The organism is Natrinema sp. CGMCC1.2065, assembly GCF_051225675.1.
Taxonomy (GTDB): Archaea; Halobacteriota; Halobacteria; order Halobacteriales; family Natrialbaceae; genus Natrinema; species Natrinema thermotolerans.
On record NZ_JBPJSJ010000009.1, the window covers coordinates 110,830 to 128,769 of the forward strand.

Annotated in this window: 23 protein-coding genes and 1 tRNA gene; 12 read left to right on the forward strand and 12 right to left on the reverse strand. The window is 64.6% G+C overall.

Going from position 1 to position 17,940, the window contains the following annotated elements; all coding sequences use genetic code 11:
- The first annotated feature begins 1 nt into the window (after position 1).
- The 4 genes from ACSBP4_RS11300 to ACSBP4_RS11315 all read left to right on the forward strand — a co-directional run bounded on the left by ACSBP4_RS11300 (position 2) and on the right by ACSBP4_RS11315 (position 3,583).
- Positions 2-445 (forward strand): DUF7555 family protein, encoded by a 444-nt coding sequence (locus ACSBP4_RS11300; protein ID WP_049964786.1) that lies wholly within the window; start codon positions 2-4, stop codon positions 443-445.
- Between the two features lie 50 nt (positions 446-495).
- Positions 496-1,014 carry a DUF7529 family protein gene (locus tag ACSBP4_RS11305; protein WP_049964785.1) on the forward strand — a complete coding sequence of 173 codons (519 nt, stop codon included), beginning with the start codon at positions 496-498 and terminating at the stop codon, positions 1,012-1,014.
- A 418-nt stretch (positions 1,015-1,432) separates the two neighbouring features.
- Positions 1,433-2,800, forward strand: coding sequence for an alpha/beta fold hydrolase (locus ACSBP4_RS11310; protein WP_435552260.1), 1,368 nt, complete (start codon positions 1,433-1,435; stop codon positions 2,798-2,800).
- Between the two features lie 6 nt (positions 2,801-2,806).
- The gene (locus ACSBP4_RS11315; protein ID WP_435552261.1) at positions 2,807-3,583 is read left to right on the forward strand and encodes an acetoacetate decarboxylase family protein; all 777 of its coding nucleotides are present in this window, start codon (positions 2,807-2,809) and stop codon (positions 3,581-3,583) included.
- 266 nt (positions 3,584-3,849) lie between these two features.
- Here ACSBP4_RS11315 and ACSBP4_RS11320 read toward each other — a convergent pair.
- From ACSBP4_RS11320 to ACSBP4_RS11330, 3 genes are all read right to left on the reverse strand, one after another.
- Positions 3,850-3,924, reverse strand: a tRNA-Met gene (locus ACSBP4_RS11320).
- A gap of 66 nt (positions 3,925-3,990) precedes the next feature.
- Positions 3,991-4,437, reverse strand: a complete 447-nt coding sequence (locus ACSBP4_RS11325; protein WP_049964782.1) for a GtrA family protein — start codon at positions 4,435-4,437, stop codon at positions 3,991-3,993.
- 173 nt (positions 4,438-4,610) lie between these two features.
- Positions 4,611-4,889, reverse strand: a complete 279-nt coding sequence (locus ACSBP4_RS11330; protein WP_006181193.1) for an HAH_0734 family protein — start codon at positions 4,887-4,889, stop codon at positions 4,611-4,613.
- 165 nt (positions 4,890-5,054) lie between these two features.
- Between ACSBP4_RS11330 and ACSBP4_RS11335 the strand changes: the two genes are divergently transcribed.
- From ACSBP4_RS11335 to ACSBP4_RS11355, 5 genes are read left to right on the forward strand one after another with little or no spacing between them, the layout of a single operon-like run.
- Positions 5,055-5,336 carry a 50S ribosomal protein L44e gene (locus tag ACSBP4_RS11335; protein ID WP_006181192.1) on the forward strand — a complete coding sequence of 94 codons (282 nt, stop codon included), beginning with the start codon at positions 5,055-5,057 and terminating at the stop codon, positions 5,334-5,336.
- Positions 5,337-5,341: 5 nt separating this feature from the next.
- Positions 5,342-5,515, forward strand: coding sequence for a 30S ribosomal protein S27e (locus ACSBP4_RS11340; RefSeq protein WP_006181191.1), 174 nt, complete (start codon positions 5,342-5,344; stop codon positions 5,513-5,515).
- Complete coding sequence (locus ACSBP4_RS11345; RefSeq protein ID WP_049964781.1) at positions 5,512-6,312, forward strand: translation initiation factor IF-2 subunit alpha; 801 nt, start codon at positions 5,512-5,514, stop codon at positions 6,310-6,312. The genes ACSBP4_RS11340 and ACSBP4_RS11345 overlap by 4 nt, the downstream gene beginning before the upstream one ends.
- Entirely contained in the window at positions 6,309-6,488 is a 180-nt protein-coding gene (locus ACSBP4_RS11350) for an RNA-protein complex protein Nop10 (RefSeq protein WP_006649430.1), read from the forward strand. The genes ACSBP4_RS11345 and ACSBP4_RS11350 overlap by 4 nt, the downstream gene beginning before the upstream one ends.
- A 7-nt stretch (positions 6,489-6,495) precedes the next feature.
- On the forward strand, positions 6,496-7,263 hold the full coding sequence (locus ACSBP4_RS11355; protein WP_435552262.1) for a proteasome assembly chaperone family protein: 768 nt from the start codon (positions 6,496-6,498) through the stop codon (positions 7,261-7,263).
- 343 nt (positions 7,264-7,606) lie between these two features.
- Here the strand turns inward: ACSBP4_RS11355 and ACSBP4_RS11360 are convergent, their stop codons facing one another.
- Positions 7,607-8,386 (reverse strand): MarR family transcriptional regulator, encoded by a 780-nt coding sequence (locus ACSBP4_RS11360; RefSeq protein ID WP_049964779.1) that lies wholly within the window; start codon positions 8,384-8,386, stop codon positions 7,607-7,609.
- Positions 8,387-8,527: 141 nt separating this feature from the next.
- Here ACSBP4_RS11360 and artA point away from each other — a divergent pair, with 141 nt between their 5' ends.
- Together artA and ACSBP4_RS11370 are read left to right on the forward strand one after the other, a co-directional pair.
- Positions 8,528-9,601, forward strand: a complete 1,074-nt coding sequence (artA, locus tag ACSBP4_RS11365; RefSeq protein WP_049964778.1) for an archaeosortase A — start codon at positions 8,528-8,530, stop codon at positions 9,599-9,601.
- Positions 9,598-10,314 (forward strand): metallophosphoesterase, encoded by a 717-nt coding sequence (locus ACSBP4_RS11370; RefSeq protein WP_049964777.1) that lies wholly within the window; start codon positions 9,598-9,600, stop codon positions 10,312-10,314. The genes artA and ACSBP4_RS11370 overlap by 4 nt, the downstream gene beginning before the upstream one ends.
- On the opposite strand, the gene ACSBP4_RS11375 is transcribed toward ACSBP4_RS11370, so the two are convergent.
- The 3 genes from ACSBP4_RS11375 to ACSBP4_RS11385 form a co-directional block, all read right to left on the reverse strand.
- Positions 10,315-10,527 carry a hypothetical protein gene (locus ACSBP4_RS11375; RefSeq protein ID WP_373631174.1) on the reverse strand — a complete coding sequence of 71 codons (213 nt, stop codon included), beginning with the start codon at positions 10,525-10,527 and terminating at the stop codon, positions 10,315-10,317.
- A 176-nt stretch (positions 10,528-10,703) separates the two neighbouring features.
- Positions 10,704-12,002 (reverse strand): NAD(P)/FAD-dependent oxidoreductase, encoded by a 1,299-nt coding sequence (locus ACSBP4_RS11380; protein ID WP_435552263.1) that lies wholly within the window; start codon positions 12,000-12,002, stop codon positions 10,704-10,706.
- Between the two features lie 124 nt (positions 12,003-12,126).
- Positions 12,127-12,264, reverse strand: a complete 138-nt coding sequence (locus ACSBP4_RS11385) for a hypothetical protein (RefSeq protein WP_049964944.1) — start codon at positions 12,262-12,264, stop codon at positions 12,127-12,129.
- A 231-nt stretch (positions 12,265-12,495) separates the two neighbouring features.
- On the opposite strand from ACSBP4_RS11385, the gene ACSBP4_RS11390 reads away from it, so the two are divergent.
- Positions 12,496-12,972, forward strand: a complete 477-nt coding sequence (locus ACSBP4_RS11390; RefSeq protein ID WP_049964775.1) for an acyl-CoA thioesterase — start codon at positions 12,496-12,498, stop codon at positions 12,970-12,972.
- 48 nt (positions 12,973-13,020) lie between these two features.
- Here ACSBP4_RS11390 and ACSBP4_RS11395 read toward each other — a convergent pair whose 3' ends face one another.
- The 5 genes from ACSBP4_RS11395 to ACSBP4_RS11415 are packed head-to-tail and all read right to left on the reverse strand — an operon-like array spanning position 13,021 to position 17,735.
- Positions 13,021-13,737 (reverse strand): ABC transporter ATP-binding protein, encoded by a 717-nt coding sequence (locus ACSBP4_RS11395; RefSeq protein ID WP_435552264.1) that lies wholly within the window; start codon positions 13,735-13,737, stop codon positions 13,021-13,023.
- On the reverse strand, positions 13,737-14,465 hold the full coding sequence (locus tag ACSBP4_RS11400) for an ABC transporter ATP-binding protein (RefSeq protein ID WP_435552265.1): 729 nt from the start codon (positions 14,463-14,465) through the stop codon (positions 13,737-13,739). Before ACSBP4_RS11400 ends, ACSBP4_RS11395 begins: the two co-directional genes overlap by 1 nt.
- A complete protein-coding gene (locus tag ACSBP4_RS11405; protein WP_435552266.1) occupies positions 14,462-15,619 on the reverse strand; it encodes a branched-chain amino acid ABC transporter permease in 1,158 nt (385 codons plus the stop codon). The genes ACSBP4_RS11400 and ACSBP4_RS11405 overlap by 4 nt, the downstream gene beginning before the upstream one ends.
- A complete protein-coding gene (locus ACSBP4_RS11410; protein ID WP_435552267.1) occupies positions 15,612-16,484 on the reverse strand; it encodes a branched-chain amino acid ABC transporter permease in 873 nt (290 codons plus the stop codon). The genes ACSBP4_RS11405 and ACSBP4_RS11410 overlap by 8 nt, the downstream gene beginning before the upstream one ends.
- Positions 16,485-16,487: 3 nt before the next feature.
- Positions 16,488-17,735, reverse strand: a complete 1,248-nt coding sequence (locus ACSBP4_RS11415; protein WP_435552291.1) for an ABC transporter substrate-binding protein — start codon at positions 17,733-17,735, stop codon at positions 16,488-16,490.
- Positions 17,736-17,940 lie beyond the last annotated feature (205 nt).

Consider the following 17,940-nt stretch of genomic DNA (forward strand, 5'->3'; position numbering starts at 1 on the left):
GATGCCACCGAGCGACGGGTTCGGTGACCGACTCCGGGTGTTCGGGCGCGTCGGACTGGACGCGATGACGTACGCGATCGCCGTCGCGACACTCACCGGTATCGGTGCCCTGATCATCGGCGTCGCGACCGGTGGCGGAGTCGTCCGTGCGAAGGCCCTGCTGTTCGTCGCCGGATGGCTCCTCCTCGCGTACGCGACGGTCCGGCTGTGGCCGACGTCTCCCGACGACGTGGGACCGCCATCGAACCGTGGCGTCGCCGGAGCGATACCGGCTGCCCGCGATTCGACGCGGTTTCAGTCGCTCGTCCGGTCGCTGCCGCCGCTTCGGTGGATCCAACTGCCGCCGCCGGAAAAGCGACTCACGCCGCCGGGGAAACTCCTGCTCGGCAGTCTCCTGGTGCTGTTGCTGTCGTTTCTCATGGAGACCGCATTCGGGGTCGGCTGAGGTCTCCATCTCCGGAAAGAATTAACCGGCTCCTCTGAGGACAGTGGGGTATGCACGACGATATCGGCGCTGCCGATCCCGGTTCGTTCCGACGCCGGGATCCACAGGGTGTCCAGACGGAAGCCTGGAAACAGACGCTCGAGGATACGGAAGCGATCGCCCAAGAGCGTCGCGACGAGGGCTGGGACGTCGTCACCGTCATGGCCGCACACACCGACACGGTAAGCCGTGACATGGGCGAAGACGATCGATTCGGACTCATGCACGTGATTCCGAACAACTACGTCGAGACCGTTACCGATACCTTCGACAGCGACGAGTTCACCGAGTATCTGGTGTATGGCACCGAGATAGACGGGTTCATGTTCGTCGTCACGGAACTGATCGACCCGGAGACCGAGCGATCGATGCTGATCCCCAGTCGATACGACCTCGCGCGCGCCGACGGCATGATCACGGCCGCCGAGGATGACGGTGCCCTCTATACCCACTTCAAGACGATCGACGGGACGATCCTCGGAACGTTCGAACACGACGAGTACGACCCCTTCATCGCCGGCAACGCATAACCGTCGGAGCCACCGTTCTCGTCGCACTCTCCGTGGCGTGAACCGCCTCGGGGTCAAGCCCCGATGCACTCGGCCTGCTCCGCCTGTAGAGCGACCGATCAGTGTAGTCTTCGTCCCGGTTCACAGCCGGCGTCCTGATGTCACGTGCGCGCGGGCCCGCGAGCGAATGACGAAAATTCAAGCGGGTTGAAACTCCCGAGTCGGCGACGCGGTACGGCGAACCCCAACGGATCCGTCAACGGGATGTGCCGTCGGACGACGATCGCGATGGCGCTTGCCTGCGTCCCCGCCGTCTCTCCGTGACGAGACGCCGTCCGGTCTCTCCTTCATGGCGGGTTCGCGCCAGTTTCCACGACCTTCCGTTCTCTCATCATAGATAGCATACGATGCTATGTTGGTAGAGAACAACACGCATAGTATGGCACCAACCGAACTAGCCAGCGAGGAGTGGTGGCAGGAGTATCGAGACGTCGTAAACGCAGACCCGGAGATGGCCCAGCACGGCCGCGACGCCTTCGACGAGAACTTCGTTATCGGCATCGGCGACGACCACTTCCTGCTGGAGATGCGGGACGGCGAGGTGCGGGACGTCCGGGCACCGGGGCTGGACGACGCGTGGTCGTTCGGCGTCGTCGGGCCGCGCGAGGCCTGGGACGAGTTCGTCAGCGAGGTCCCGGCGGCCCACCACAACGAGGTGTTTGCCTCCTTCTACCGGACCGCGGTCAAGGGCGAGGAAGGGTACTTCGACCTCATCGGCAATCATAAAACGATCTTCCAGAACTTCCGGTCGGTCCAGCGTGCGCTCGAGTTGATGCGGACGGCACACAACGGCGGCGAACCGCCCACTGTGGGGACGCACCGACCGGAAGAGCCGACGGACGAGCCCATTACAGGCCGGTACGTCACCGTCGACCTCAACGGCGTCGACCACCGTATCTACTACGAGGCCGCCGGGCCGGAGGACGGCATTCCCCTGCTCTGTCAGCACACGGCCGGCTGTAACAACCAGCAGTGGCGCCACGTCCTGAACGATCCGGAGATCACCGACCACTTCCGGGTGATCGCATACGACCTGCCGCGCCACGGGAAGTCGGTCCCGCCGTCGAGCGAATCGTGGTGGACCGACCAGTACGATCTCACCGCCGAGCGGTTCACCGACACCATCGTCGCCATCGCCGACGCGCTCGAACTCGAGGAGCCGGTCTTCATCGGCTCGAGCATGGGTGGCACGGTCACGCTCGAACTCGCGGACTGGCACCCCGAGCGGTTCCGGGCGCTGATCGGCCTCGAGGCGGGGCTGGTCACACCTGGGTTCTACATCCAGTGGCTCGATCACCCACACGTCAACGCGAACGACGTCAACTCCCACGCGACGTGGGGGCTGATGGCGCCACACGCCCCCGAGTGGGCGCGCCGTGAGACGCTCTATCTGTACGAACAGGGTGCCAACGGCGTCCTCAAAGGCGACCTCCACTACTACTCGATGGACCACGACTACAGCGAGTCCGTCGACGAGATCGACGCCACGCAGGTCCGAATGTACCTCATGAACGGAGAGTACGATTACCTGACCAACCCCGACGACGCCCGCGAGGCCGCCGACGCCATCGGCGAGGGAGCGACCGCCCACGAGATGAAAGCGACCGGTCACTTCCCGATGAGCGAGCGCCCGGTGCTGTTCCGGGCCTATCTCAAGCCCGTTCTCGACGACATCCGCGGCGTCAGAGACGAACCGGTTCCCGAGGTCTTCGCACCCGACGACGTCGGCGTCGACGCCAACAGGTGATCATTCATGACTGACCACGACTTCCCCGCCGATCCCCTCGAGGGAACGACCGTGTCGCCGCCACAGCTCATCAAGAACGCGCGGATGCTCATCGTCGGCTACGAGGCCGACCCCGAGGTGCTCGAAGCGGCGCTGCCGCCCGGCCTCGAGCCGCACCCGAACGGCCTCGTCCAGATGAACATGTATCGAGTGCCGTCGGCCGAGCAGACGGCCCATCTCGATCCGTACACCCTGACCTATCTGACGGTGGAAGTCGCCGATCACGACAGTCGCGCGGTCAGTGACGCGCAGGGCGAACTGCCGGTTCCCGGCCGGTTCTGGGTGGGCTACTGGACCGATTCGCCCCAGATGCAGGCGTACACCCGCGAGAACGACGGAATACCGAGTCTTCCCGGCTCGTGTGCGTGGGCGGAAGACGACGGCAAACTCGTCTCGACGCTCTCGGTCGACGGCGAGCAAGTTATTGAAGCCGAAGCGAGCGTCGGTGACGATCAAATCGACACGCTCACCGGCCATCTCCACTACTACGCCCATCGGAAGCTTCCGGACCCGACGGGGAGCCGCGCACAGATCAGCGAGCTCCTCGAGTTCCCGATCCCATTTGTCAGCGAACTGTACGAGGCCGACGTCGACCGCATCGACTTCGATTTCCCCGCGGAGTCGGGGTTCCAGCGGTTCGCTCCCGTCGACCCCCTCTCGACGCCGTCGGTCCTCCACGGGACGGTCACGTTCACCTACCCGCAGGGCCGCCGGCTCCGCGACTACCTCGCCGAAGAGCCGTAGGCCCACCGTTCGACCGCTTCGAGCGGAGAACAGCGGTTCGACCACGGCCGCAATGGCGGCTCGCGGCCGGGATTCGAACCACGGTCGGAACGATGCTTCCGCTGTCGAGCGCTCTCCGTGCGATACCCGTCACTCGCGGCTTCGGTCACTACAGAATACCAGGGGAGAGATTTGAACCGGCACTCGCACTTCGCTCGAGCGCTGTCCGGTTCAAATCTCCCACTGTGCCATACTCGACGCTCACGAACTTGCTCGCGTCAGAAGTATAGCGGGAGGTAGATTTGAACTACCGATCTGCGGGTTATGAGCCCGCCGGAATCTCCTGGCTATCCCATCCCGCTACCAGTTCATACCCGAGTGTGCTAGTTAAGGGTTGTGATTCGGTCGCCGTATGCGGGTTTCTACCGTTAGTCCTGATGGACCTGCCACGTGTAGAGACTCTCACAGGTGTAGTTGACGAAGAAGCCGATGCCGATGCCGACCATGTTGGCCAGGACGAGCCAGACACCGAACTGCTCGACGAGTACCCGTAACACTGCCAGCGTCACCGCTAGCCCGCCCAGCCGAACGATGTTCGAGCGAAGGAACCGCCAGACCACCGCTCGCGTCCCGACAGCACCGTGGCTCGCGAACGTCCACCGCTCGTTGATCGCAAAGATGACGATGATACCGAGTTCCCAGGATATGAGTTTTGCAATGATCCAGACAAGGGACGTAACGCTGCTTAGCGCGGCGAAAACGAGAATATCGACGGTCGCACCGACGAAGCCAACCCCGGCGAATTGGCCGAACCGGGTCGGTGAGAACAACGCTCGAACCCGCGTCCGGACGGCCTCTGTGAGGGAATCACTCATCGTGGATGCTCGAGCGTATTCCCCAGTGTCGGCGGCAACGATTTCCCTTTTGCGATCGATCCGTGAAGTTGACAGTCACCGAAAATAACTGATCGCCGCTCGGTTCCGTTGGCCGGACCGGCAGGACTGCGACGATGTTCCAGAGACGACTCGCGGCCGCTCGCTCGGTCCGATCAGATCGCTAGGTCGCTTTTCGCCCGGACGACCTCGACATCGTCGGCGTCGACCCGATCGACGTCGAGGAAATGTGGCGTGAAGTTTCGCTTCTCGTAGTCCTCGTACTCGTCCTCGTCGCCGACGGTACACCAGAGCTGGACCCGATCGGGACCGTGGTACTCGCCGTTGCGGTTGATCCCGAAACAGACCACCTCGGCCTCCCCCTCGTCCCCCTCGTACCGAACGATGGCCCCGTTGCGGATGCCGGGATCGCCGTGGATGATGAGCTGTTTCATACGCGAGCGTTCACAGGAGAGACGATTAAACGCTTCGGAGCGGTAGTGTCGATCCGTTCGGGGCCGGCTCGACGACCAATTGTGGAACCGACGGCCGGCGGCGACGGGGACGAACCAAACGGGTTTTAAACAGCGGTGTCTTAGCCCACGCCAAGTGAGATAACCATGCAGATGCCACGCCGCTTCAATACGTACTGCCCGCACTGCAACGAACACCACGAACACGAAGTCGAGAAGTCCCGAACCGGCCGTTCCTCGGGACTGAAATGGGACGCTCGCCGCACCCGGCGAAACTCCTCGTCGATCGGGAACTCCGGTCGCTTCTCGAAGGTGCCCGCCGGCGAAAAGCCCACGAAAAAGACCGACCTCAAATACCGCTGCAGCGAGTGCGGCAAGGCCCACCTCCGCGAGGGATGGCGCGCCGGCCGACTCGAGTTCCAGGAGTGATACCAATGGCAGGAAATTTCTACAGCGTCCGATGCAGTGACTGCGAGAACGAACAGACCGTCTTCGGCAAGGCCTCCACGGAGGTCGCCTGTGCCGTCTGTGGCACGACGCTCGCCCGACCGACCGGCGGAAACGCCGAGATCGACCACGAGATCGTCGAGACAGTCGAGTCACGATGAAATACAGCGGCTGGCCCGACCCCGGCGAACTCGTCGTCGGCAAGATCGACGAGATCGAGGACTTCGGCGTCTTCGTCGATCTCGAGGAGTACGAGGAGAAACGCGGACTGATCCATATCTCCGAGGTCGCCAGCGGCTGGATCAAGAACGTCCGCGACCACGTCCGCGAGGGACAGATCGTCGTCTGTAAGGTCCTCGATGTCGACGAGGGCTCCCAGCAGATCGACCTCTCGCTGAAAGACGTCAACGATCACCAACGCTCCGATAAGATCCAGGAGTGGAAAAACGAGCAGAAGGCCGACAACTGGATGGAACTGGCCTTCGGCGAGGAGATCGACGACGAGGTCTACACCGCGATCGCGAACGAACTGATCGCGGCCCACGGCGGCCTCTACGACGGCTTCAAACAGGCCGCCATCCACGGCGAAGAGGCCCTCGCGGACACCGACCTCGACGACGACGAGATCGAGTCGATCGTCGACACCGCACGCGAGAACGTCTCGGTGCCGTACGTCAACGTCACCGGCTACGTCGACCTCGAGAACCCATCGCCAAGCGGCGTCGACGGGATCCGCGAGGCGCTGGAAGCCGCCGAGGGCAACGGCGAAGTGCCCGAGGAGGTCGACCTCGAAGTAAGCTACGTCGGCGCGCCCGAGTACCGCATCGAGGTGCAGGCACCGAACTACAAGACCGCCGAATCCGAACTCGAGGAAAGCGCCGATCGAGCGATCGCCGCGATCGAGGGCCACGGCGGTGCGGGCGAGTACCACCGCGAGCGACGCACCGACGACGAATGAAATCGGACATCCGGGTGTGTTCGGCGTGGCAGGACGTCCACGACCGCCCGGTGTATACGCTTTCTGCGACCTGTCCGGAGTGTGGTGCCGACGCCGAAAACAGCGCGCCGGCACCGCTCGACCCCGCGGACCCCCATGGCGAGTACCGACGCTCTCTTAAACGTCGCAACCGCTGATAGGGGTATGGACGAACTCGAGATCGACGCGGTTGCCGAGGTCGAACTGGACGACCCCGTTCTCGTCGAGGGGTTGCCCGGGGTCGGACACGTCGGCACGCTGGCCGTCGAACATCTGCTCGAGGAACTCGAGGGCGAGAGTACGCTCGTCCGGCGGCTCTACTCCCGCGAGTTCCCGCCGCAGGTCAGCGTTGAGGACGGCGTCTCTGAGCTGACCTGCGCCGAGATCCACGCCGTCGAGGTCCCCGACGGTCGTGACCTCCTGTTGCTGACCGGCGATCACCAGGCCCAGAGCAACGCGGGCCACTACACGCTGACCGATGCCTTCCTCGACGTCGCCGAGGAGTTCGGTGCGACCGAGGTGTACGCGTTAGGCGGCGTCCCGACGGGCGAACTCATCGAGGAGTACGCCGTCGTCGGGGCCGTCAGCGACGAGTCGCTGCTCGAGGCACTCGAGGACGCGGGCGTCGAGTTCCGCGAAGACGAGCCGGCGGGCGGCATCGTCGGCGTCTCGGGACTCCTGCTCGGACTGGGCGAACGTCGCGGCTTCGAGGCGACCTGCCTGATGGGCGAGACCAGCGGCTACCTCGTCGATCCCAAAAGCGCCCGGGCGGTACTGGAGGTCCTCGAAGCCGTACTCGGCTTCGAACTCGACTACGAGTCCCTGGACGAACGGGCCGACGAAATGGAGGAGGTCATCGGCAAGATCCAGGAAATGGAACAGCAACAGGGGATGGACGTGCCGACCGACGACGACCTGCGTTACATCGGCTAGGCGGGGCTGGGACGCGTACCGGTCGATTTCTACGGCTGTTGTGCGAGACGAGGTTCTACCGGGCAGTCGTCTAATTCCGTGTCCGCCGCGAGGACCCGCTCGAGCGCCCGTTCTCGGGGTGTACGACCGTCGCGTTGCTCGACGAACCGCTCGCGTAACCAATCGATTCTATAGTAGCCGCTGAAACGATTCACACACTGATCGCAACGCCGTCGTTCGATCAGGTGTGCAATGACTTTCAGTGGCTACTATAGTCGGACGAAGCGGCTTCGTGGAACCAGCCGGTGCCAACAGTCGGTGGTGAGAACGGCGTTCGCGATCGGGAACGCCTGTAAGACGGCGACTAGCCCTCGAGGACTTCGTAGGAGACGTCGGCGTCGCGAAGCGCGTCGGTGACTCGGCCGACCTCGTTGGTCGTGGCGACGGCCGCCACATCGAGCCCGCGCTTGGCCCCGTCGGCGGCGACGGAGCCCGCGGCGAACGTGACCGTCGGATCGGTCCCGGCCTCTCGACAGGCGACGATCGCTTCGACGCCGGCAGCGACGACGAGGTCGGCGTCGGTACAGCGGTCGGCGACGGTGTCGGACTCGATCGCGCGGCTCCCGCCGGCCCGGACGCCGGGGACTTGCAGGACGGTCACCGAGCCGGGCTCTAAGTCCATGACGCCCTCGAAGCTGGTGACGCCGACATCGGTGCCGGCCGCGGCGTCCGTGGTCGCGACGCCGGTCGCCGGCCCCTCCTCGCCGGGCGTCGCGTGGAGGAGCCCGTTTTTCACCGACAGCGAGACGGTATCACCCTCCTCGATGTCGTCGGTCGCGATGTAGGCGGCCTCGCTCATCGCCCCGAGGATGTCGCCGGTTACGTGGTCCGCGAACCGGCGGATGTCGTCGGCGGTCCGGAACAGCCAGTCGACGCCTTCGTTGGTGACGTGATACCGCGACCGGCCCTCCTTCTCGACGAGACCGTCATCGACGAGTTCCCGGATGTACTCGCTGACCGCCTGACTCGTCACGCCGACTTCCCCGGCGATCTCCCCCTGGCTGACCGCGGGCTGGCGTTCCGCGATCTGGACGAGGATCCGAAACCGCGTCGCGGTGCGCTTGTTGTCGAGGACGTCGACCATGTGTCGATGGTTAGCGGGAGCGATGCAAAAAGGTACGCGGTCGCGCCGTCGGTCGGCCGCCGCGTCTCGCCGGACTGGAGCGCGGTCACGACCGCGAGGCGTCAAGTTGATAGCGCGAGAGTCCCTCGGGATTACGTGACTATGTCGCCCCTCCCAGTGACGACCGCGGCCCCCGGTACGGTTGTCGACCCCGTGGCGGGACCCGCGACGGTACTCTCGATGAGTATCGGCTCCGTTCCCCTGTCGGACGCCCTCGCCTGGACCGCGATCGGCGCGTTCGTCGTCGCGGCCGTCATCCAATGGTACGGGGCTACCGATCCCGCGCGATACCTCGCAGCGGGCGCGTGGGTCGTCTTCGGCGTCTTTTGGCTGACGCTTGCTCCCCACTACTACCTCGAGGTCAAGAGCCCGATCGAGACGCTGCTGACGGTGGCAGCGCTGCCGCTGTGTGCCTACACCGGCTATCTGCTTGCCACCGGCCGGGAGTCGCTGCTCCTGCTTTCGAAGGCCGTCGCGTTCATGGGGCTGATCTACCTGCCCGTCGAGACGATTCCGGTCGTCCGCACGTGGTTGATCGAGACGACCGCCGCCCAGACCCACTTCGGGATGGAGCTGCTCGGCCACAGCCCCGGCCTCGAGGAGGGGGCAAACGGCTATCAGAGCCGCTTTGCCTTCGATCCCGACGAGACGGTGACCGGCCGGACGACCTACATCATCACGGCCTGTACGGGTATCGGGAGCATGGCCATCTTCGGCGGCCTCATCGCCGCCGTCAAAGCGCCGCTCAAGCGGAAAGCGGTTGCCTTCCCGCTCGCGGTCGGCGTCATCTGGTTCCTGAATCTCGTCCGGAACGTCTTCATCGGGCTGGCTTCGCCGTGGGGCTGGTTCCAGCAGGATATCTTCGTCACCATCGCGACGGAGTTCATGGGCGCGCCGGCCGACCGGACCTCCTACATCGTCGCCCACAACTTCATCGCCCAGTCGCTGTCGATCGTCGCCCTGCTGGGTATCACCTACCTCGTCCTCCGCATCCTCCCCGAGATCCTCGAGCCCCTGGAGGACGTCCTCTACATCCTGACCGGCACGGAGTACGACCTCGCGGACGCCTTGGGCCAGGAGATGCGGACCGACGGCGGTGCGCGAACCGACGCGGGCGCGTCCGCCGACCACGATAGCGGACCGTCCGTGGACGGCGACGACGACGCGGATCGATGACCGACGGCGTCGGGGTCGACGTTCCGTTCGCCGTCCACGACCGGTCGATCTTCCTCCCGACGACCGAGACGCTCGTTCTCGCGGACGTCCATCTCGGCAAGGCCGCCGACTCGAGCGTCGACGCGCCGATCGACGACGGTGCCGACGTTCGCGACCGGCTCGCGGCGGTACTCGAGGCGACCGCGCCGGCGACGGTCGTCGTCGCGGGCGACCTCCTCCACTCGTTTTCGCGGCTGCCACGGGGCCTCGAGCGCGACCTCGAGGCGGTCGTCGCGACCGTCGCGGACGCCGGTGCGGAGTTGGTCGTTACGCCGGGCAACCACGACGCGATGCTCGGGGAGGTCTTCTCGGGGCAGACCGTTCCCGAGTACCGGCCGGACGGTGGCGAGACGGTGATCTGTCACGGTCACGAGCGCCCCGTGGAAAGCGCCGAGCGGTACGTCGTCGGCCACGACCACCCCGCGCTGTCGGTCGAGGGCCGCAAGCTCCCCTGTCTCCTCTACGGGCCGGACTGCTACGAGGGCGCGGACGTGATCGTCCTGCCGGCGTTTACCCGCCTCGCGGCCGGCGCGACCGTCAACGGAATGCGCGGTCGGGACTTCCAGTCGCCGCTGGTCCGTGACCCCGACGCCTTCCATCCCGCCGTCAGGGACGCCGCGACGGACGAGGTGCTGTGGTTCCCGCCGCTCGGACGGTGCCGACGGCTCCTGTAGTCACTCCACTCGTTCCGAGACAGCCGCTCGAGTCCGTCGGGCCGCGGGGGCGACGACGGCCACCTGAACGGTGACCACGAGGTTCCGGAAGAAGTCGCTGAACGTGATCAACAGCACGGCGGCCAGCACGATCAAGAGGAGAAAGCTAAAGAAGATGATCGCCGCCTGTCGCCCGGTGAGGTCCGCCCCCTCGAGGAGTTCGTCGATGGCCATGGATGCCTGTCGACGGAACGACGCCGAGCGCCGTAGTCGTTTGGCCGTCGAGTGACTGTCCAGTACGACACACGCCGGATGTCGGGCCGGATGTCTGCGGTCGCTCGACTGCGGTAGCGTCGCCGGCGCTCGGGTCGACCGTCGGCTGGCCGCTACCGCTCGAGTCGACCGACGGATCAGCCCGACAGATCGTCGATGACCGCTTCGGCCGCCCGCCGCCCGCTCTCCATCGCGCCCTGTATCGAGGACCACTGTGTGTAGTCGCCGGCCAGATAGACCGAGCCCGCGGGGTCGCGAGCGTCGGGGAGCCGGTCGTGGATCCCCGGCGGCTGGTCGAACTGCGCGAACGGGATCCGCTCGGTATGCAGCGTCTCGAGGTCGTCGAACTCCCGGTTGGGAGACCACGACTCGAGTGAGCGGCGGGTCCGCTCGGCCAGGTCTTCGTCGCTCGCCGGCTGCTCTCCGAGATAGGTCGCGCTGATCAACGTCGCGTCGGCCGGCGCGTACTCGGGAGCGACCGCGCTGTGGGGCACCACGTGGTTCGGCCCCCATCCGGTCGCGTTCAACAGGAGCCGACGGCCGGTCCCCAGATCGGTTCCCGCCGGCAGTGCGTAGTACTGAGTGACACAGCTTCGCGCCTCGGTCGGAATCGACTCGACCCCCGTCAGGTCCCGCGCCGTCGGCGGGTCGGTCGCGACGACGACCGCGTCGGCCTCGAGGGGTTCCGCGTCGGTTTCGACCGTAACCGAGCCCGTGGAATCGCTAGCGTCCCCGCCGTCGGCCGCGACCGACTCGACCGTAGTGCCCGTTCGGATCGTTCCGCCGACCTCGCGGACGCGATCGGCGAGTTGCGCCGGGATCGCTTCCATGCCGGCGGCCGGGACCACCGTCTCGCCCGCCGCGAGGGTCCGGAAGGTGTACTCGAAGACCCGTCGCGAGGTCGCCAGCGACCGATCGAGCGTGATCCCGCCGTAGAACGGCGCGACGAAACCCTCGATGAACCGATCGGAGAACCCCCGAGTACGGAGGAAGTCGTCGATCCGTTCGTCGTCCCCGGCGAAGATGTCGCCGGGATCGGTTCGCCGGAGCCGGTACCAGAGCCGGGCCACCCGGAGTGCGTCGCCCGCCGAAACGTACGGGTTCGACAGCGTCGCCGGAATCGTCCCCGGTTCCCTGAGCGGGTCCGCGAGCGTCGACAGCCCGTCGGGGCCGGCGACGGTCGCTCCCGGCGCGAACCGGCGGAGGTGCAGCGCCGTGAGGTCGAGTTCGCGCCGAACGGCGGGATAGGCGGTAAAGCAGACCTGAAAGCCCCGGTCGAATCGGAAGCCGTCCCGCTCGAGGGTGCGGACCCGACCCCCGGTCGTCTCGCGGCGTTCGAACAACGTCACGTCTGTACCGGCGGCGGCGAGGTGCCGGGCAGCGACGAGCCCGGCCAGCCCACCGCCGGCGACAACTACCTGCGGCGTCGAGTGCATAGCCGTTGATCGATCGCCGACCAATAAAAGAGTCGACCCAACAGTGCAGGACCGGGAGCGCCGGCCACCCGCTCCGCGGCCGCCGTGGCGAGACGCCGATTCGCCGTCGCGTTCCCGCCGCGTCTCACACGTCCGTCAGCAATCGAAGCGCGAGCCCGATGACGATGACGGCGACCCCGCCGAGGGCGCTGGCGATCGGCGGAATCGGGAAGACGAGCATCACCACGCCGGCGAGGACGACGAGCGTCGAGAGCTTGACCATGTGTCCGATACGTCGCCGCGACGGATAGGCCATCGGCACGCATTCACAGCGGGGCGCGAGCGACCGTCGAACCGGGCCGTCGTCCGACCGAGGCCGCGACGCGCGGATCGGCCGTGGCCACGCGGCCGCGGACCGCGAGGCGACGGGGAGGCGTTACGGGGTCGCGGTTGCCCGACTGTGGTTGCTTGCCGTGGCCGGTACGGTTTTGCCCGTCGCGGCGGCGTTGTCGGTATGGGAGCAAACGACACGGAGACCGAAGAGCGAGCGGCGGACGGCCCCGCGTTCCAGCCGGTCTTCGAGAACCGCGTTCGGTTCGCCGAGACCGACCAGCAGGGAATCGTCTTCTACGGGGAGTACTTCACCTTTCAGGACGAGGCCGTCTCCGCGTTCTTCCGCGCGATCGACTACGGCTACGACCGGATGCGCGCGGACGGCTGGCAGATCCACGTCGTCAACACCGAGTTGAACTACCGAACCGGCGCGGAGTTCGAGGACGTGATCGTCAACGAACTCCGGGTCGCGGACATCGGCACCTCGAGTCTCGAGTACGAGTACCGGGCGAAACGGAAGGCCGACGACGCGGTCCTGGCGGACGGCACCGTCACGCAGGTCGCCGTCGATACCGAGAACGAGGAGCCGACCCGGATTCCCGACGCGTTCCGCGAGGCCGTCGCGGCGTTTCAGGGCGGCCTCGAGACCGACGGCTAGCGCCGCTGATTTCGGTCGACCGATCAAAAAACGAGCCCGAACCGCGGATCAGTGGACGCCGACGTACGCCTCGCGGACGTAGTCGTTGTCCGTGAACTCGTCGTGCGGGCCGGAGAGTTCGATCTCGCCGGTCTCGATCAGCGAGAGCCGGTCCGCGTGGTTCAGCGCGAACGTCGAGTTCTGCTCGGCCAGCAGGATCGTCAGCCCCTCCTCTTTCTGGAGTTTCTCGAGCGCTTCGCCGATGTCCTCGATGATGACCGGCGCGAGCCCGAGCGTCGGCTCGTCCAACATGAGCATGTCGGGGTCGCTCATCAGCGCGCGGCCGACGGCGAGCATCTGCTGTTCGCCGCCGCTCATGGTCTCGGCCTCCTGCTCGCGGCGTTCGTCCAGCCGCGGGAACAGGTCGTAGACCATGTCGAGATCGTCCTGTACTGCCGCCTTGTCGTCGCGGAACTGCGCGCCCATCAGCAGGTTCTCGTGGACCGAGAAGTACGGGAACAGGTCCCGGTCCTCGGTGCAGTAGATGAGCCCTGACTCGACGATCTCCTGGGACGGCTGTCCCGCGAGATCGCGACCGGCGTAGCTGATCGATCCCTCGTAGTCGAGGAAGCCGGCGACGGCGTTCAGCATCGTCGTCTTCCCGGCCCCGTTGGGGCCGATGACGCCGTAGATTTCGCCTTCCTGGATCGACAGCGAGACGCCCTTCAGCGCGTGTGACTTGCCGTAGTAGACGTTGAGGTCGTTGATATCGAGTATCGCGGACATTAGAGTCCCTCCCCAGCGAGGTAGGCCTCCTGGACTTGCTCGTTCTCGGCGATTTCCTCCGGCGTCCCCTCCGCGAGGAAGTCGCCGTTGTTGAGGACGACGATCCGATCGACCAGGTCCATCAGACCGCCCATGTTGTGGTCGACGACGACCATCGACATCCCTTGCTCGCGGAACCGCTCGATCTGGTCGGCCAGTTCGGTGATCTCGGCCTGGTTCATCCCCGCGAACGGCTCGTCGAGCAGCATCATCTCGGGCTCGGTCGCCAGCGACTTGGCGATCTCGAGCCGGCGGACGTCCGCGTGGGGCAACTCGCCGGGCATTTCGTGGAGATGCTCCTCGATGTCGATGCGAGCGGCGTAGTCGTAGATTTCCTCCTCGCTGGCACCGCCGTGGAGGGAACGGATGCTGTTCGGGAGCGTGAACAGTTTGATGTTCCCGGCGACGGAGTACTGGTCGATCGGATTCGACTCTTGGGAGACCCTTGAGAGCCCCTTGTTGACGACCTGATGGGTCGAGTGCGACGTGATGTCGTCGCCGTTAAACCGGATTTCGCCAGCTGTCACGTCGTAGATCCCCATGATACAGTTGAATACCGTCGACTTCCCCGATCCGTTCGGACCGATTAGACCGACGATCTCGCCCTTGCCGACCTCGAACGAGAAGTCGTCGACGGCGACGAGTCCACCGAACTTCTTCGTGAGTCCGTTGACCTCGAGAACGCTCATTCGGAATCACCTCGGACGGAACCGAGCCGGTGCCAGATCGCTCTGAACAGCCCGTCGCGTGCGAACACGAGGACGAACAGGACGATTATCCACAGGAAGAGATACCTGACCGGCGTCGAAAAGCCGTGGAGTATCTGGTGGTTGAGGATCTCGAAGAGGAACGCGCCGCCCAACGGCCCGAGGATCGAACTCATGCCGCCGATGACGGCGATCGCGATCATTTCGATGCTGTTGTCGACGATGACGAAGGTATTCGGATCGACGTTCCCGGTGAAGCCGACCAAGAGGACGCCACCGATCCCCATCGGGATCGAACTGAGGACGAACGACCAGATCTTGAACTTCGTCGGATTGATCCCGGCGGCGGACACTGCCGATTCGTTCTCCCGGATCGCGATCAGGATCATCCCGAGGTTCGATCGGGCCATGAACGTCAACGCGAGCGCGACGAGCAGCATCGGGATCACCATATAGTAGTATCGCATCATCGGATCCCAGGTGAAGACGTCCGGTTCCCCGAATCCGGGAATTCCGCCGAGCGAATCGAACGCCGTTGTCAGCCGATAGAACAGGAGTACGGCGACGAACGTGATCAGCGAGAAGTACGGCCCCTGTAGCCGAAGCGAGGGCAATGCGATCACCAGTCCGACTACGAGCGCGGCCAACACCGACGCCGACGCGGTCATCCAGAACGAGAGCGTCGGGTCGACGTGAACGATCAGGAGGGCCGTCGTGTAACCGGCCGCTCCGGACAGTGCAGAGTGGCCGAAGCTGATGTATCCGGTGTATCCGCTCTGGATGTCCCATCCCATCGCGAAGATCGCCCAGATGCTGGCAAGCGCCAGCGTCCGCAGGAGGCCGCCCCCGAGGAGCGGTCCGACCATCGGGGCCCAGACGCCCGCAGTGAGCAGTGCGACGAGGCTAACGGCGATCGCACCGAATTGCAGTCCGGACATCTCTCCGAAGTACGGTCCCAACAGTCGATTGTAGACGTTCGCGACGGGGTCGAGTACCCGGTCGATCGGCGCTAGCAGCCCGTCGAATAGGCGGCCGACCGGCGTGAGGAGTTGCCGACGTACCGTTTCGGCGGCATTACCGATTTGGCCCGTTACCGTCGAGAGTACCGTCCCGAGGAGTAGAATCGTACTAATCATGTGCGAACTCCCTCCCGTACAGTCCCTGCGGCATGAACAGTAGGAACGCTACGAGTACAAGCAGCGAGAGGATCCCTCTGAGACCGTGCCCAAAGAACACGACCGTGAACTGCTCGAGGAATCCGATCACGTACGCCGCGACCACGGACCCTTTGATCGATCCGATACCACCGATGACGACGATCATAAACGCCAGTGCGAGCGGATTGAGCCACATGAGCGGCGTCGCACCGCCCGTCGAACCGAGAATGACGCCGGCCGCTCCGGCGAGCGCCCCAGCGATGAGCCACGTCTTCGATCGCACCGACTGTAGGTCGACGCCGGTTAACTGTGCCCCGCGCTCGCTCATCGAGGCCGCAAGGATCGATCGGCCGTCGTCGGTCCTCGTAATGTAGAACCACAGGAGTCCGATCGCGGCCCACGAGATGACGAAGCCGAGGAATTGGACGTTTCGTGGCCGCGCGTTGATCCCGTAGCTCTCGAGGTTCACGGCACCACTGACGAGCGTCATACCCAGCGGTGAGGTTCCGAACTGAATGAGGATGACCTCCGTCGCCGCGACCGCAACGATGACAGTCGCTAAGAACGTGATGACGACGTTTTCTTCGACCCAGCGAACGAGGATCTGGTAGAGTCCCCACGACAAGAGGGCGACTACGACGATCGTAACCGGGAACGCGACGGCCGCATGGACGCTCTGTGCGAGGACACCGAAGACGTAGGCTCCGGACATGATCAATGCACCGTGAGCGAGGTTCAGAGTCCCCCCGACGCCGAAGATCATAGTGAAGCCGATCGCGATCAGCGCGTAGACGGCGCTGATCAGCGTCCCTTGCACCACCAGCGTGGCGATATCTCCGAGCATTTCTTAGTTCATCCACGGCGGCATCTGATGCTCGGCGGTCCGTTGCTTTTCGGGGTAGACACACTCGATCTCTTCCGTTCCGACCCACTGGGTCATGGGATAGTTGGTGATTTTTCCGTCTTCGCCACGCTCGTCTTCGACGTCGTGGGGGTAGTCGGAATCCTTCCCGAAGAAACTGACCTGACCGGCGACGCCGGTGAAGTCGATATCGAGCATCTCGCTGACGAAGTCGTCGAGGTTGTCCCGCGTACTCGTCGTCTCGAGGGAGTCGACGACCTCCTTGAAGATATGAATGCCGTCGTACGTGTTGAACCCCATGTACATCGGCGCGCGGATCGGAGACTTCTCGGCGTCCTGATAGCGGCTGGCGTAGTCCTCGACGAAGGGTTGTGTCCGCTCCGTAATCGGTGCGACGCCAGCGGCACCGGACTGGGCAGTCGTCTCGTAGGTCGCGGCACCGTTGTACGCCGCCGGACCGTTGTATGACGGGAGCATCCCGGGAACGTGAACGCCTTCGATCCCAAACTCGTACTCGCCTTCGTGCCATCGTGTGAGCATGTCGCCACCATCAATGTGGGCGAAGAACCGCAAGAGGAAGTCGGCGTTCGAATCGTCGATGTCGCTCATCACGGGTCCGAAGTCGACTCCTCCGATCGAGAGGGCGTCCTCATAGACGATTTCTAAGCCCCGCTCGGACAGCAGATCGGGGATTTGGTTACCGAATGGCTCGGTCCACGCGGCCTGGTCGCGAAGGAACGCGACCCGTTCCCAGCCGTGTCGATCGTTGAGGTACGCACAGTAGTCGGCGATCGACTCGGCCTGGAAATCGGAATTAATCGGGCCGATGCGGAAGATGTTCTTGTACTTCTCGTAATCGGAACCGGTGTAGTCCGTGATGAGGCCCGGATCGGCCGACCCGGTAATCATAAAGGGAACGTCGAACTCCGCGGTGAGGTCCAGAATCGACTGCGTCGTCTCGGAGTTGAACGTTCCGACGAGGGCGTCAACGTTCTCCTGCTGGATGAGTTCCTCAGTCACGCTCTGTGCTTCGCTCGGATCAGTTCGCGTATCCTTCGTGATGAGTTCGGCGTCCTCGCCGTTGAAGCCCCCATCGCTGTTGAGTTCCTCAACGGCCATGTCCGCGGTCCGCTTGGAGCCGATTCCGAGCGGATTACTCATCGGCGCAAGGTGACCGATCGTGAGGCCGTCAGTACTGCTGCCGCCGAGACAGCCGGCCAGCGCCGTCGTCACCGCACCGGCACCTGCAGCCCCCAAAAACGTCCGCCGCCCGACACTACCGTTACCAATCTCACCTGAATCGATCGTATCGTTATCTTCGTTAACCATTGTGTGTCACTGAGTTACCGATTCTCACCCACCAGTTTCGAGTCACCCGTAATAAAGGTGAGGGAAGTTAGCAAGGATCTTGTGAACAATACACTAATGTGGAGTTTCT